Here is a 15319-nt window from a genome sequence, read left to right as displayed (position 1 = left end):
TGGCCCGCCTCGTGGTAGGCGATGCGCTCGACCTCGACGGGCGTGAGCCGGTACACGCCTTGGCGAGGCCCGGCCAGCACCCGTTCGATGGCCTCGGTCAGCTCCTCGTTGGTGATGCCCGGCTTGCGGGCGCGCACCGTGAGCAACGCAGCCTCGTTCAACAGGTTGGCCAAGTCGGCGCCCGAGAAGCCCGGCGTGCGCTTGGCCACGAAGGCCAGGTCGACATCGGTGCTCAGGCGTTTGTTGCGGGCGTGCAGGTTGAGGATCTGTTCCCGCCCGGCGATGTCGGGCAGGTCGACGGTGACCTTGCGGTCGAAGCGCCCGGGTCGCACCAAGGCAGGGTCGAGGATGTCGGGCCGGTTGGTGGCGCCGAGCACCACCACGCCCGCCGAGGGCTCGAAGCCGTCCATCTGCACCAGCAACTCGTTGAGCGTCTGCTCCCGTTCGTCGTGGCCGCCGCCCACGCCCGCGCCCCGGCGCCGGCCCGCGGCGTCGAGCTCGTCGATGAACACGATGGCCGGTGCTGCGGCCAAGGCCTGCCGGAACAGGTCACGCACGCGGGCGGCGCCCACGCCGACCAACGACTCCACGAACTCCGAGCCGGAGATGGAGAAGAACGGGGCGTTGGCCTCGCCCGCCACCGCCCGGGCCAGCAAGGTCTTGCCGCACCCGGGCGGGCCGACCAGCAGCACGCCCTTGGGCGGCAGTGCCCCCAGTTGTGCATAACGGGTGGGGTCGGCCAGGTACTCGACGATCTCCTGCAGTTCCACCACCGCGCCCGAGGCGCCCGCCACGTTGGCGAAGGTGACGCGGCTGGTCCCGCCTTCCTTCTTCTTGGAGAACAGCTTGGAGAACAAGGCCAGGTCGCGTGCCCCGCCCGACTTGCCCGCCACGAACAGCAGGCCGAACAGGTTGGCCAGCAACAGCAGCGGCAGAACGAACTGGGCCAGGAACAGCGACTGGGCCTTGCCGCTCTGCTGGTCGACTGTGACTGTGGCGCCGCCCGCCTCCAGCGTCTTCAGCAACGAGTCGGTGGCGGCGTCCGACTTGGGATAGGCGGCCCACACCTGGCGCCCGTCGATGTCGGTGACAATGCGCCCGTCGTGGTCGAGCATGCGGGCCTGCTTGACCTTGTTGGCCCGGGCCTCGGCCGTCAGTGTGGAGAGCCCGATCTCGGTGCCGCGGGCGTCGGGCTTGGCCCGCCCCAGCAGCATGACGAAAAGGAAGACGAGCACCACCAGCGTGGCCAGCATGAGGGGGATGCCGACGCCCAGGCGTCGCAGCTTGGCGCGGTCGATGCGCGGCGCTCGGTTCGCAGTGGGGCGGTCGGGGTTGGTGACGGTGGGCATCGGGCTCCCAGGTTGGCGGGTCAGGTAGGACGGCGGGCGTAGGCGCGGGCGCCTTGCGGGCGCGCCGCGGCACCGACGACGGCGCCGGTGGTGCAGACAACGACGGCGAGGGCCAGCCAGACGAGCCACGGCGCCAGAGGCGGCGGCAGCCCGGTAGCGGCCAGGCGCAGGGCGGCTTCGCGTTCCTCGTCGGCGGGGACCAACGCCGGGTTGGCCGCCACCGAGGGCTGGGCCACCAACTGGGTGGCCGTGGCCAGCGGCGGGATGGGCGGGGCAGGCGGTGGCGGAGGAGGCGGTGCTTGCGGCGGTGCGGCGGGCGGCGGTGCGGCAGTGGCTGCGGGCGGCGGCACCCGGGCGGTGTTGGCGGGCGGCGGGGGCGGAGGCGGCGGCGGCGGGGGCGGGGGCGCGTTGTAGCGCCCCGCCAACAGCCACACCTGGTTGCCGGTGGCCATGAACACGCCCTTGGCGTCGGCCGCCAAGGCGCCGGCGTCCGAATTGTCGCCGGACGCCGATGCCAACGTCGCGTTCGGCGGCCGTCGATCGCCCGTGGGCACGATCCGCACGGTGCGGCCTTGCGAGACGAGCACCCAGTCGCGCAAGCCGACGGGCTCGGTGTCGGCCACGACCGCGCGGGCGCCGTTGCCCAGCGGCTGGGGCCGGCCGGTCCGGCCGAGGCGGCCGAACTGCCCGCCCTGGGTCACGTAATAGAGCCATTCGCCGTCCGACGACCAACTCAGGCTGAAGGCGGGCTCGCCCAGCGTGCGCCGGTTCTCGCCCGTCCCCTTGGCCGGGTCGATGTCGAAGAGGGCGCCGTCACGGGTGCCCACCGTGAGGTAGCCGGTGCGGGGGTCGACGGTGATGGCGAAGGCACAGGCGTGCGCCCCGGTGATGGTGGCCCGGATGTTGCCGGTCCCCGGTGCGAAGCGCACGATCCGGCAGTTGGCGCGGGTGGCGTCGAGCGCCTTGCCGCACGCGGGCTCGCTGCCGAACAGGTCGCCGTTGCGGGTGCGGGTCAGCCCCCACGGGTCGACCTTCTGGTGCTCGCCGCTGCCGCCGCGCTCCGACTTCAAGGCGCCTCCCGGCTGCTCGACGTACAGCATTCCCGCCGCCACGTGGGCGACGCCTCCGGAGGTGGTGATGGCCGTCGGCCCGCCGGGGCACCCCGCCTGGCTGACCTGGTCGACGTAGTCGACGGTGAAGCCCGCCACCTCGGTGCGCACGTCGGCCGCGACAGCGGGGGAGGAGCCGATGACCATCAGTACACAGAGCGCGACGGAGGAGAGCACTACGCGGATGGGCATGCGGGCGCCATTGTTCCCCTCTTGTGGTCGAAATGTGCAGCTTGGGCGTAAATTCCTTTGGGCGCGGGCACAGACGCAGCAGTCTCGAGACCCCAGAGGTGCCGGTATGACCACGACCAGGCGGACGTCGTTCGCGCTCGTTGCGACGGTGACGCTGTTCCTTGCTTCGGTGGCAACGTTCGTGCAGCAACAGCGCGCCGACGCCGGCACCTCACCTCGGGAGCAGATCGCCAAGCAGCACGCCAAGTCCGCCTCGTCACGCACCATGGTGCGCATCGCCGCGGGCGCCTTCGACCCGGCCAAGGGCGTGCCCGAGGTGCCTGCCGACCTACAGGCCGCCGCCACCCGCTACTGGTTCGTGCAGGTACACGCGCCGGCCACCAAGCCGGTGCGGGTGGCCATCGAAGCCGCCGGCGCCGAGATCCTCGGCACCGTGCCCGACGTGACGTACCTCGTGCGGGCCGACGCGGCCGCCGCCGCCAAGGTCACCGCCGTGCAAGGCGTGCGCTGGGTCGGCATGTTCCAGCCCGCGTGGAAGGTGGCACCGGGCATCGACAAGATCGGCGAGGCCGAGCAGGTGCGGGTATGGGCGCACCGAGGCCTGACCGGCAAGGCCATCGCACCCACCCTGGCCCGCATCCCCGGCGTCAAGGTCACCGAGGTCAGCGGCACAGTGGCCGTGGTCGACGCCACCAAGGCAGCCCTCTCCGCCATCGCCCGCGTCGACGACGTGGTGTGGGTCGAGCCCCAGCCCCAGTACGAGCTGCACAACGGCAACGCCCTGTGGGTCACCGACACCGGCGAGCGCGACAAGTTGGCCGCCACCGCCCCGGGCCGGCTGACCGGCACCGGCCAGACGGCGGCGGTGGCCGACACCGGCGTCAACTACAAGCCCGACGACAACGGCAACGCCCAGCGGGCCTTCAGCGACTGCAATGCCGCGGCCCAGTGCAAGCTGGCCGACTACGTCCAGACAACGGCAGGCAACTCCGAGGAGGCCATGGGCACGGTGGCCCCCACCGGCCACTCGCATCGCAAGATGTCCGGCTACTTCAACCTGGCCGAGGACGACCCCAACGCCCGGTCGCTGGAAGGGAGCTGGCACGGCACCCACGTGGCGGGCTCGGTGGCCGCCGACTACCCCGACGCCAACGGCAACTACGGCACCCGCACACGGGAGGCCGACGGCATCGCCGTGGGGGCGCGGCTGAGCTTTCAGGACATCGAGGCCGGTGGCGGCCTGTCCGGCCTCCCCGGCGACCAGGCCCTGCTGTACGACCAGGTCTACGACCTCGACGGCGACAACCAGTACGACCCGCTCGAGGACGCCCGCACGCACAACAACTCCTACGGCTCGATCATCTCCCAGGTCGACACGGGCGACGGCTACACGACCGACGTGTTCGCCCATGAACACCCCGACATGATGATCGTGTTCTCGGCGGCCAACTCCGGCCCGCGGGCGGCCACCCTGGCGGGCGGCGCCCAGGAGTCGAAGAACGTCATCACCTCGTGCGCCTCGGCCAACGGGCGCCAGCCCATGGTCTCGCCCGACAGCGTGGCCAGCTTCTCCAGCCACGGCCCGTCGCTCGACGGGCGCCTCAAGCCCGACGTGTGTACGCCCGGGCAGATCAACGTGTCGCCCAAGGGCGGCACCGTCGACGAGGACCACTACCTCCAGGGCACCTCGATGTCGGGGCCCATGCTCGTCGGCCTGGTGACCCTCGTGCGCGAGTACTTCTGGGAGGGCTGGGGCCCCGACGCCGGCACCGGCTTCGCCGTCGGCACCAAAGACGTGGCCCGGCGCCACAACCCGTCGTCGGCCCTCGTCAAGGCCGTCACCATCAACTCGGCCCAGCGCATGCGCGGCTTCTACACCGGCGACGAAGGCAGCGACCGCAGCCAGGACGGCATGTGGCCCTCCAGCGGCCAAGGCTGGGGCAAGGTCGAGCTCGACCAGAGCCTCTACTTCGCGGGCGACGACCGCACCCTCTACACCGTCGACCGGCCCAACGACGACGAGTCAGGCCTGGAGACGGGCCAAGAGGTCACCCAGTTCATCGACGTGGCCCCCGGCCAGCCGCTCAACGTGCACCTCACGTGGATCGACCCGCCGTCGCTGCAGCCTGCCGGTACCCCGACCTTGGTGAACAACCTCGACCTCGAGGTCACCGCACCCGACGGCTCGACATACCTCGGCAACGAGACCACCACCCAGACCCCCACGTTCGGGCAGCCGGGCAACCCGGCCGCCGAGGTGGGCGAGTCGAAGACCGGCGGCGTGGCCGACGTGACAAACAACGTCGAGGGCGTGCGCCTGGCTGCTCCCGCACCCGGTCGCTACGAAGTGACGGTCAAGGCGTCCGACATCCCCGAGGGGCCGCAGGGCTACGCCCTCGCGGTGAGCGGCCGCCTGGCCACCACAACCCCTCGCATCGTCTTCGACGCTCCCAAGTACAAGCCGGGCGCCACGGCCACGGCATGGCTGTTGGGCACCGGGCTGTCGGGCGACACCATCGGCGGCTTCACCCGCGAGGGCCCGTCGGTCTACAAGCAGGAGATCGTGGCGAGCGGCACCGCGGTGGTGGCCGAAGGCGGCGGCGTGCGGGCCACGGCGCCCGTCGACAGCACAGCGCCGGAGGTCACCAACCTGCACCTCGACACGGTGGCCGGTGACCTCACCCGCTTCACGTGGACAACCGACGAGATATCGACAAGCGCGGTCACAGTCACAGGGCCCGACGGCGATGCCACCTTCGTCGACGTCTACAACACCGACACGTTCCCGGGCATGAACGCCACACAGATCGAGACCAAGGGCGTCTACCTGAACCGCAAGGTGGTCACGCGCAACCACGAGGTGAACGTGACCGGCCTCAAAGCCGGCACGCCGTACACGTACCGTATAACCAGCGCCGACGAGGCGGGCAACGAAGCGAGTGGCTCCAGCGGCGAGTTCACGTCGACGGACGCCATGTACCAACCCAAGGCGCCCGACATGGCCATGCTGCTGTCGGGCGAGCTCAACGCGGGCATCCCTGCCATCCCCGACGTGCAAGGCCAAGGCTGGGGCACGTCGACGCAGCTCTACGCGGGGTCGTTCGAGCCCACGGCGGCAGGGGTCGTGCCCGCGCTGCACGAGACGCCGGTCGGCAGCGTGAAGGCGGTGCCCGCCTTCATGTTCCGCCTCCCCGCGTCGGTCGACCCCGCTCGGATCACCGGCGCCGCCGTGGAGATGTACTCGGCCCACGACATCCACGACGTCTACACAACCGAGACCACGTTCTCCATGGACCTGCTCGACTCCGGCGCCGAAGCGCGGTGGGGCCCGGGCAAGACGTACACCGAGGTGGCCACAGCGGCGGCCGACGTGCAACTGGCGCCCGACATGACGCTGCGGCGCGGGGCCAACACAAAGTACGCATGGCACGTCCCGTGCAACCAGCTCGACGCCTTCAAGACCAACCTCTCCGAGGACACGGGCGAGGAACGCCGAGCGGCGTTCCGGTTGAGCGGCATCACCGAGCAGGCCGAGGCCCTGTTCTCCTTCGAGATGGGCTACAACCGCCGCTCGCGGGGGCCGCACCTGCGCCCGCGCCTGGTGCTGTTCATGGACGGGCTCGACCCCCAGCCGTGCACAGCGACGGCCGCCCCCAAGGTGAGCGACGTGCGCGTCGACCACACCGACGACACATCGGCCGTGGTGTCGTGGCGCACCGACGTGGCCAGCGACTCAACCGTGTACTTCCGTGAGGCGGGCACGTCGGAGTGGACGCCGGTGTCGGCGCCGGTGCGCGTGACACAGCACTTCATCCGGGTGGAGGGCCTGGAGGAGAACGGCGCCTACGAGTTCGTCGTGCGATCGGCCACGTGCAACGGCTTGGCGACCGTCGACGACAACGGAGGGGACAGCTATGCCCTCTACAACGACGCCTTCGTGCCTCCACAGATAAGCGGCGTCCACGCCAAGCCGTCGCCTGACGACCCTGCAACCGAGCTCATCGGCTGGTTCACCAACCAGGAGGCGGACTCGATCGTGCGCTACGGCACGTCGCCGACGGACCTGTCGAACGAGGTGAAGCTCGACGAGTTCACCGACACCCACGAGGTCGCCTTGCCTGACCTCTCGCCGTGCACCCGGTACTACTTCACCGTCACGAGCACCAACGGCGCAGGCAAGCCGGCGACATCGCCGGTGATGGCCTTCGACCGGCCCACCGCCGACTTTTCCATAGTGCGGGCGTGGGACTTCGAAGCCGACGAAGGCGGATGGGTCAACGACCCGGAGGGGGGTAGCGGCAACCTCGGGCTGATCGTCGACAACGTCGAGACAAACAAGACGATCTGGGAGCGTCGTGCGGCCGAGACGGGTTCGCAGGCCATGCGCACGGTGGTGGCAGAGACGGGCACGCCCGGCTACACCTCCAACGTCGACCTCCGGCTCGTCTCGCCGCCCGTCACAATGCCTGCGGGCTACAGCGTCCTCGAGTGGACCGAGTGGTACAACCTCGAAGGCGCCCAGCCTGCACTCGAGGCGTGGGAGCAGCCGAGGGTGGAGATCTCGGTCGACAACGGCGCCACGTGGATCGTGCTCCGCGAGGGCGTGGAGTCACAGACACCGAGCTTCCCGCTGCCCGACACCATCCGACTGCCCCTGCCCGAAGCCGCCGCCGGGCGCGACATCCTGGTGTCGTTCCGGCTCAAGACCGATACCAACTCCGAGCCGCCGACGGGTGGTTGGGCGGTCGACGACGTGGAGGTGCTGAACGGCAACTGCGAGACATTGGCGGGCGTGGTGGCGGGTGTCCCGGTGGCCCCGTCGTCGCCGCCGCAGAACCTGTCGCTGACAGCCCAGCGCGTCGCCGTGGGCCCGCTCGTGCCGGTCGACGGCTCGGGTGACCCGATCGGTGCGCTGCCCGCCCTGACCGGTGCGCCCAGCCAAGCCTCGCTCGACGCCGGCACGTGCCGGTGCGGCGACGTGCGCTTCCTGGGTGCCGTCACGCAGACGACGGGCAGCGGCGGTGGAGGCGGCGGCACGACGACGTCGAACGTGTCGAAACAGCCCGCCGCCACCTTGGCGGCCACCGGTGGGAACGCAGGCCTGCTCGGCTTCGCCATGCTGGCGTTGGCGTGGCTGGCCGTCACACTCCGGCGGCGACTGACGACCTGACTCTGTCGCTGAGATCGCAGTTGTGCACCTCCTGGTGTGGCACAACTGCGATCTCGACGCACTGAGCCGATAGCCGCGACTCAGTGCGTCGACATCTCCGGGACGGGCAGGGCGGCTGAGACCTCACGCTCGTGGTCCACCTTGGCGACAGCACTACGCAGCGGGATCTCTCGCACCAACGTCGTGAGCACGAAGGCGAGGGCCAGCAGCGGCGCCGCCACCAGGAACACCATGCTCAAGGCGTTGTCGACCGCCACCACCACCTGGGTCCGCACGGCGGGAGCCAAGGCGTTCACGGCGTCGATGGAGAGGTGGCCTTCGAGTGGGTTGGTGGGCAGCGCGTGGGCGAAGCGGGCGGCGAACAAGGCGCCGAAGACGGCAACCCCCATCGACCCGCCGATGGACCGGAAGAAGTTCACCGACGACGTGCCCACCCCGAGGTCGCGGTGGCTGACGGCGTTCTGCGTGGCCACGATGAGCACCTGCATGACGAGGCCCATGCCGATCCCCAGCGTTGCCATGTAGGCAGCCGACACGAACCGCGGGGTGTCGGCGCCCATCGTGGAGAGCAGGACCATGCCGACCGTGGCGATCAGCGTGCCGGCCATGGGGATGGCCTTGTAGCGCCCGGTTCGGCTGACGATCTGGCCCGACACTGTCGACGCCAGGAGCAGGCCGCCCATCATGGGCAGTAACAGCAGACCGGAGTGCGTGGCCGACGCGTTCGTCACAAGCTGCAGGAACATCGGCAGGAAGCTCAACGTGCCGAACATGGCGAAGCCGACGAACAGGCTGACGCCGCTCGCCACCGTGAAGGTGCGGTTGCGAAACAGGCGCAAGGGGAGCAGCGGTTCCTCGGCCCGTCGTTCGGCGGCCACGAAGGCCGTCAGCAGCACGGCGGACGCCACGCCCAAGGCGACGATGACCGGCGAGCCCCATTCGTACTCGGTGCCACCCCACGTCGTCAGCAGCACCAGGGCGGTGACGCCGCCACTCAGCAGGGCGGCGCCCCGCACGTCGAGGCGCGCCGGCCGCCGGGGGCCGTTGGCCGGGAGAACCACGCTGGTGACGAGCAGGGCCACCACGCCGACGGGCACGTTCACATAGAAGACCCAGCGCCACGACGCCTGGTCGGTGAGGAAGCCACCGAGCAGCGGGCCGACGACGCTCGACACCCCGAACACGGCCACGAAGTAGCCCTGGTACCGCCCCCGCTCGCGCGGCGCCACCACGTCGGCCACGATGGCCTGGGCCAACACCATCAACCCACCCGCGCCCAGCCCCTGCACGGCGCGGAAGGCGATGAGCTGGCCCATGGTCTGGGCCAGGCCGCACAGCACGCTGCCTGCGAGGAACACGACGATGGCCGCTTGGAACAAGCGCTTGCGTCCGTAGAGGTCGCCCAGCTTCCCGTACAAGGGGGTGGAGACGGTGGTGGCCAGCATGTAGGAGGTGACCACCCACGACAGGTGGTCGAGCCCGCCCAGTTCACCGACGATCGTCGGCAGGGCGGTGGCCAGGATGGTGTGGTCGAGGGCGCCCAGCAGCATGCCGAGCATGAGGCCGCTGAACACCAGCAGCACCTGCCGGTGCGTGAGGGGCTTGTCGAGGGTGATGGGTTGCACGGATCTCCTACGCGGGAGTGCGGGGGCGGCGACGACGAGGGGGCGGGGTCAGCCCGGCGGCCACGCGGTCGAAGACCTCGGCCATGAGCTTGGGAAGCGGCGTGGTGACGCCCGGGGCCTGCCAGTAGTGCAGGGCCACCCGCATGGCCGTGGTGGCGACCGCCACCACCAGGCCCGGGTACGGGTCGCACGCCGCGTCGGTGCCGATGCGGGCGGCCAGGGCCTCGGCCAACCGCCGCTCGACGTCCTCCAGGTACGCCATCTGCCGGACGCGGTACTGCGGGTGCTCGCGCAACAAGGCGCCTCGCTGTACCCACCCGCCGTCGTCGGTGTAGCGGAGGAGCGACGCCATGGCGACGGCGCGCATCGCTTCCAACGGCGTCTCGTTCACCGGTCGCGAGGCGAGCTGTTCCACCAGCTCCTCTACCCGCTCGGGGTCGACGCCGACGACGGCGTCTTCCTTGCAGGAGAAGTAGTTGAAGAACGTGCGCACGGAGACGTCGGCCGCCTCGGCGATGTCGTCGACGGTGACCCGGTCAGGCCCCCGTTCCGACGCCAACCGGAGGGCGGCCGAGATCAACGCCTGGCGGGTGGCGACCTTCTTGCGCTCCCGCAGTCCCGTGCTCTGGCTCACTCCTACAGTGTAGGCAAGTTTGCACTCACTGCAGAAATCAGCCTCTCAGGCGCCCCGGTACGTCCCGAAGCTCCAGTAGTTGCCCTCGGGGTCGCGCACGGTGAAGCTGCGTGAGCCGTAGTCCTCGTCCTTGAGGCCGGCGACGACCTCGGCGCCCGCCGCCGCGGCCCGGGCGAAGAGGGCGTCGGGCTCGTCGGTCACCACGTAGACCGACGCCGACCCCGCGGGCAGTTCGCCGTGCACCCCTTCGTCGTACCTGGTGGACCCGACCATCACGCCGCCGCCCAGCGGCCAGCGCAGTTCGGCGTGTTCCACCACGCCTTCGTCCTGCCCCGGCACCACGACCGCCTCGGTGAAGCCGAAGGCCTCGCCGAGGAAGCGGATGGCGGCAAGGGCGTCCTTGTAGCGGATTGCAGGCCAAACCATCGGTGCGTTCTCCATGCCGTCAGGATGCCTCGGCCGCGGCCCCTGCGTCTTGGACGAATGGGAGCTCTTCGGCCGCCCACGTCCCCGGCGTGCACCCGGCCAGGTCGCGCCACTCCCGGGTGAGGTGAGCCTGGTCGTAGAAGCCGCAGGCCGCCGCGGCCTCGGCCGACGACGCTCCCGCCTCCAGCAGCCGGCGCGCCCGCTCGAAGCGCAGCACGCGCGCCGCCACCTTCGGGGTCACGCCGAGCTCACGTCGGAACTGCTCGGTGAAGTGGCGGCGGCTCCACCCGATCTCCTCGGCCAGCACGCCCACTTCGACGCCGCCGTCACTTGTCGTGAGCTGCTGCCAGGCCCAGGCGACCTCCGGCCGCAGCCCACGCCCGTGGCGGGCGACGCTCGACAACACGTCGTCGATCACTGCGAACCGCGCAGGCCAGTCGCGCCCAGCAGCCACGCGCTCGCGCAACTCCTTTGCACGCACTCCCAACACGTCGTCGAGGTCGACGACCGTCGACGCCAACTCACTTGCAGGCATGCCGAACAGGGCACGTGCCCCTTCGGGGGTCACGTCGAGGTGTACGCCTGCTTCGTCAGGCCGTCGTTCGATCAGCGCAGGTGCAGCGTGCAGCCCAGCGGCCAAGGCGCCGAAGGCACCGGGGGACTGGCGCGGGTCGGGCATGGCCGCCACTCCCACGTCGCCCTCCAGGCCGAGCACCACCGTGAGGTGTCGCGAGGGCAGGCCGCGATGCAGGCCAGGCGTCACGCCTTGGTGGCGGTAGCCCACGTAACGGGCCACCAGCGGGCGCAACGACGGGCTCGGAGTACCGATCGCCCAATCGACCACACCACCACTCACGGCATGACAAATACCACAAACGGTGACCTTCTCTTGCTTTCGGGACATTGCACCCGGTACAACTGCACTTGCTGTATCAGGGCTACCGAGGGGAAACACAGTGGCAAGAGCGGGATTCCGCACTGCCGCGGCGCGCCGCGCCGCGGGCATCGTGACCAGCGCCGTACTTGCGGCGACCGTTGGGTTCGTCGGCGTAGCTCCCGTGGGAGCGGCACCAGCCAACAACCCCTTGACCATCGACATGACGGCCAACCCGTCCCCTGTCGGCTCCGGCCAGGCGCTCACCTACACGATCGTCGTCAAGAACACAGGCGGCGCGCGAGTCGACGAAGTCGTCCTCACCGACGTGGTGAACGGCATGTCCGGCGTGGCCGGCACCAACGACCTCCAACTGACCAGCACGGTCGGCACCTGCTCGCAGAGCAACAACAACGTGCGGTGCGACGCGGGCAGCCTCGCCGGCTTCCAGTCGTGGACCGTCACCATCCGGGGTGTGGTCACCGCCGACAACGGCACGGTGCTCAACAACACCGCCACAGTGACCAACACCAAGTCGGCCACGACCTTCACGGTCTCCGACACCACCAGCACCCAGGTGACCGGTGGCGTCGTGTCCAACGCCGCCGACCTCACGGTCACGGTCAACGCGCCCTCGGCCACCATGCCGAACAGCGACTTCCTCTACACGCTGACGGCGGCCAACACCGGCTCGGTCAACGCCACCGACATCGTGCTGACGGCCAGCCTGCCTGCGTCGGTGACCTTCCAGACGGTCAACGCCACCAACCTGTTCGACTGCGTGCGCGACGGCGGCACCATCACCTGCTCGGGCGGCACCATCGACGCAGGCGACGTGGCCACCATCCAGGTCGGCGTCACCGCTCCGGCCACCGACCAGAGCCTCACGCTGACCTCGGCCATCGACCCGCTGAACAGCGTGCAGGAGACCAACGACCTCAACAACGCGGGGCAGGCGACCACCCAGGTCACCCAGACCCCGGCGCCCAACAGCCTGGTCATCACCAAGACCGACACCCCCGACCCCATCGCCCCCGGCGAGAACCTGACCTACACCCTCAACGTGGCGAACACCTCGGCCTCCCGCGCCGACTACCTCGCCATCGTCGACGGCACCCAGGGCCTCAACGCCTCCAACGTCACAGTGAGCCAGGCGACCGTGACAGGCACGGCCGTCGGCCTCACCTGCACCGTGGCTGCTCCCCGCGTCACCTGCGAGACCACCCGCTTCCAGCCCGGTGCGACTGCGACAGTGAAGATCACAGGCACAGTGATCGCGCCCCCCGGCTCGTCGATCATCAACATGGCGACAGTCGACGGCAACATCAAGAACAAGGGCCTGTCGTCGTCGGCCACCGCCATCACCACCGTGCGGCCCGGCGTCGACCTCACCGTCACCCAGTACCGCACCTTCCCGGCTGCGCCCGCCCCAGTGCGCGGTGCCGACCGCTTCGACTACACGATCACCGTCGGCAACAGCGGCCTGCGTGACGCCCGCGACGTGCTCGTCCGTGAGCCCCTGCCCACCGGCGTGGTGTTCGACGGCTTCGCCGCCAGCGCCGCCGGCACCACCTGCGGCGCGGGCATCGACGGCCGCGTCGTGGAGTGCGTGATCCCGCTCATCAAGGGCGCCCACAACAGCGGCGTCGTCCAGGGCACAACCCAGACGATCACACTGTTCCTGATCGCCCCCCACGCCATCGGCCCGATCACCTCGACGGTCACCGTCGATCCCAAGAACGTGATCGGCGAGCCCGACGATGAGAGCAACAACACATTCACAACCACCACCGATGTGCAGACGGGCATCGACCTGACGGTCACAAAGACCGACTCGCCTGATCCCGTGGCCCGCAACGGCACCCTCCGCTACACGATCACCGTGAGCAACGAGGGCACGCAGGACACCACCGGCGTCGTGGTGCGTGACACACTGCCCACGGGCTCGGTGTTCCGTACCGCCACCGGCAACCACAACTTCACCTGCGCCCCGACCGGCAACGCCGTCGAGTGCGTGGGCGGCATCCTCGCCGGCAAGTACTCGGGCAGCCTGGTGCGCCCGCAGGACACAGCCACCATCACCATCGACGTCTTCGCTCCCGACGAGCCCGGCACGTACCACAACGAGGTGCGCGTCGACCCGGCCAACTCGATCCCCGAGATCGACGAGAGCGACAACATCGAGTTCGAGGAGACGGTCGTCGGCAACGGCGTCGCCGCAGGCTCCTACAAGGAGCTGCACATCCCGAGCATCACCGAGAACCTCGACCCGGTGGCCACCAACGGCACGCTCGACTACACGATGACCATCCGCAACAGCGGGGCCGCCGACGCCTACAACGTCGTCGCCCAGGCCACGCTGCCCGCGGGCTCCCGCTTCCGGGCGGCCAACGACACGCTGGCAGGCCCCGGTGAGTTCAGCTGCACCCATGCCTCGGGCGTCGTCCGCTGCATCGGCGGCACCGTCCTCGGCACCGACGCCGCTCCCGGCGGCGGCACACGCAAGATCCTGATCTCCACCTTCGCCCCCAACGACCAGGGCGTGGCCCTGCTCGAGGCGATGGTCGATCCGGAGAACGCCATCGGCGAGGCCGACGAGGCCAACAACAAGGCCGACATCACCACCACCGTGCAGGCGGGCGCGGCCGGTGAGTACATCGACCTGTTCGTGCCGACCGGCAGCCCCGACGGCATCCTCGACAGCTTCGACCCGGTCGCTCCTGACGGGAACCTCACCTACACGGTGACCGTCCAGAACGACGGTGCCGCCGATGCCTTCGGCGTCGCCTTCAAGGCCAAGCTGCCGAGCGGTTCGACCTTCAAGTCGGCCGACGACCAGGGCACCACCGAGGGCTCGTTCGCTTGCGAGGAGTTCGGCGGGGTCGTCTCCTGCATCGGTGCCCGCATCAACGCAGGCACCACCCGCCAGGTGAAGATCAACCTCTTCGCCCCGTCGGTGCCCGACATGTACCGCCTCGACGTGGTGGTCGACCCGGCCAACACGATCCCCGAGGGCAACGAGGGCAACAACGCAGCCGAGGAGTTCACCACCGTGCAGCTCGGCGGTGGCGGTGGCTGGACCGATCTCAAGATCGACAAGAGCGACAACGAGAACGCCACCACACCGTTCGCTCCCGGTGAAGAGATCACCTACACCCTCAAGGTCACCAACGTCGGCACCAACGACGCCTTCAACGTGACCGTGCGCGACCCGCTGCCCACCGGCGTCGGATTCGTGTCGGCCCTCGGCGACGGCAATTTCATCTGCCAGCAGGCAGGCGGAGTTGTCGACTGCACCGGCGGCCACATCAAGGGCTCCAGCACCGGTGGCGGCGAGCGGACGATCACCATCGTGGTGACCGCACCGCAGCGGCACGGCGTGACGCTGATCAACCAGGCGTTCGTCGATCCGGGCAACACCGTGGCCGAGGCCAACGAGACCGACAACGCCGACACCGAGCAGACCAAGGTGGAGTCGAAGATCGAGCTCGTCACCGACATGCAGAACTCGACGGTGTCGGCGGCAACAGAGGGCGACTGGAAGTTCTCGGTGACCAACTCCGGGAGCATCCAGGCCAACAACGTCACCGTGGTGGCCGACCTGTCGCCGGGCGTGATCCCGCTCAACGTGAGCGGGCCGGCCGGCTGGGCCTGCCAGCTCACCGAGAACCCCGTCAACGAGGTCACCTGCGTCGGCAACGTCGCCGCAGGCGCCACACCGGAGTTCACGGTCCGGGTCTACCGGACGGGTGAGGGCGAGACCCTGACCAGTTGGTCGGAGGTCGACCCCGGCAACACCATCGTCGAAAAGGACGACCTCAACAACCGCGACTCGGGCACGGCCTAGTCCATCGAGCGAGCCGGGGCGGGCGCCACCACGTGGCCCCCGCCCCGGCGACCTTGTCACCCGGCCGAACCAACGAGAGCGAGAACGAAGATG

The 15319-nt window shown here is 69.8% G+C and carries 8 protein-coding genes; 2 read left to right on the top strand and 6 right to left on the bottom strand.

The genetic code is table 11. The features are described from left to right. Together VM938_15370 and VM938_15365 are read right to left on the bottom strand one after the other, a co-directional pair. Positions 1-1349, bottom strand: a 1349-nt coding sequence (locus VM938_15370) for an AAA family ATPase (GenBank protein HVF76415.1), incomplete at its 3' end; no start/stop codon positions are given. Between the two features lie 20 nt (positions 1350-1369). Beyond that, a complete protein-coding gene (locus VM938_15365) occupies positions 1370-2650 on the bottom strand; it encodes a hypothetical protein (protein ID HVF76414.1) in 1281 nt (426 codons plus the stop codon). A gap of 106 nt (positions 2651-2756) precedes the next feature. Between VM938_15365 and VM938_15360 the strand changes: the two genes are divergently transcribed. Then, positions 2757-7820, top strand: a complete 5064-nt coding sequence (locus tag VM938_15360) for a S8 family serine peptidase (GenBank protein HVF76413.1) — start codon at positions 2757-2759, stop codon at positions 7818-7820. Positions 7821-7900: 80 nt separating this feature from the next. Here the strand turns inward: VM938_15360 and VM938_15355 are convergent, their stop codons facing one another. The 4 genes from VM938_15355 to VM938_15340 are packed head-to-tail and all read right to left on the bottom strand — an operon-like array spanning position 7901 to position 11349. Then, entirely contained in the window at positions 7901-9445 is a 1545-nt protein-coding gene (locus VM938_15355; protein ID HVF76412.1) for an MDR family MFS transporter, read from the bottom strand. Between the two features lie 7 nt (positions 9446-9452). Next, positions 9453-10079, bottom strand: a complete 627-nt coding sequence (locus VM938_15350) for a TetR/AcrR family transcriptional regulator (protein HVF76411.1) — start codon at positions 10077-10079, stop codon at positions 9453-9455. A gap of 45 nt (positions 10080-10124) precedes the next feature. Further along, entirely contained in the window at positions 10125-10520 is a 396-nt protein-coding gene (locus VM938_15345; protein HVF76410.1) for a VOC family protein, read from the bottom strand. 4 nt (positions 10521-10524) lie between these two features. After that, positions 10525-11349, bottom strand: coding sequence for a helix-turn-helix domain-containing protein (locus VM938_15340; GenBank protein ID HVF76409.1), 825 nt, complete (start codon positions 11347-11349; stop codon positions 10525-10527). A gap of 112 nt (positions 11350-11461) precedes the next feature. Here VM938_15340 and VM938_15335 point away from each other — a divergent pair, with 112 nt between their 5' ends. Further along, positions 11462-15226, top strand: a complete 3765-nt coding sequence (locus tag VM938_15335) for a CARDB domain-containing protein (GenBank protein HVF76408.1) — start codon at positions 11462-11464, stop codon at positions 15224-15226. The last annotated feature ends 93 nt before the right edge of the window (positions 15227-15319 follow it).

The organism is Acidimicrobiales bacterium (assembly GCA_035536915.1).
Classification (GTDB): domain Bacteria; phylum Actinomycetota; class Acidimicrobiia; order Acidimicrobiales; family JAHWLA01; genus JAHWLA01.
This window is presented reverse-complemented; position numbering and strand designations above follow the sequence as displayed.

What these genes read in the sequence shown, in the direction of transcription:
- VM938_15365 (HVF76414.1), bottom strand. Translation starts at nt 2,650, where the DNA reads ATGCCCATCCGCGTAGTGCTCTCCTCCGTCGCGCTCTGTGTACTGATG.
- VM938_15360 (HVF76413.1), top strand. Translation starts at nt 2,757, where the DNA reads ATGACCACGACCAGGCGGACGTCGTTCGCGCTCGTTGCGACGGTGACG.
- VM938_15345 (HVF76410.1), bottom strand. Translation starts at nt 10,520, where the DNA reads ATGGAGAACGCACCGATGGTTTGGCCTGCAATCCGCTACAAGGACGCC.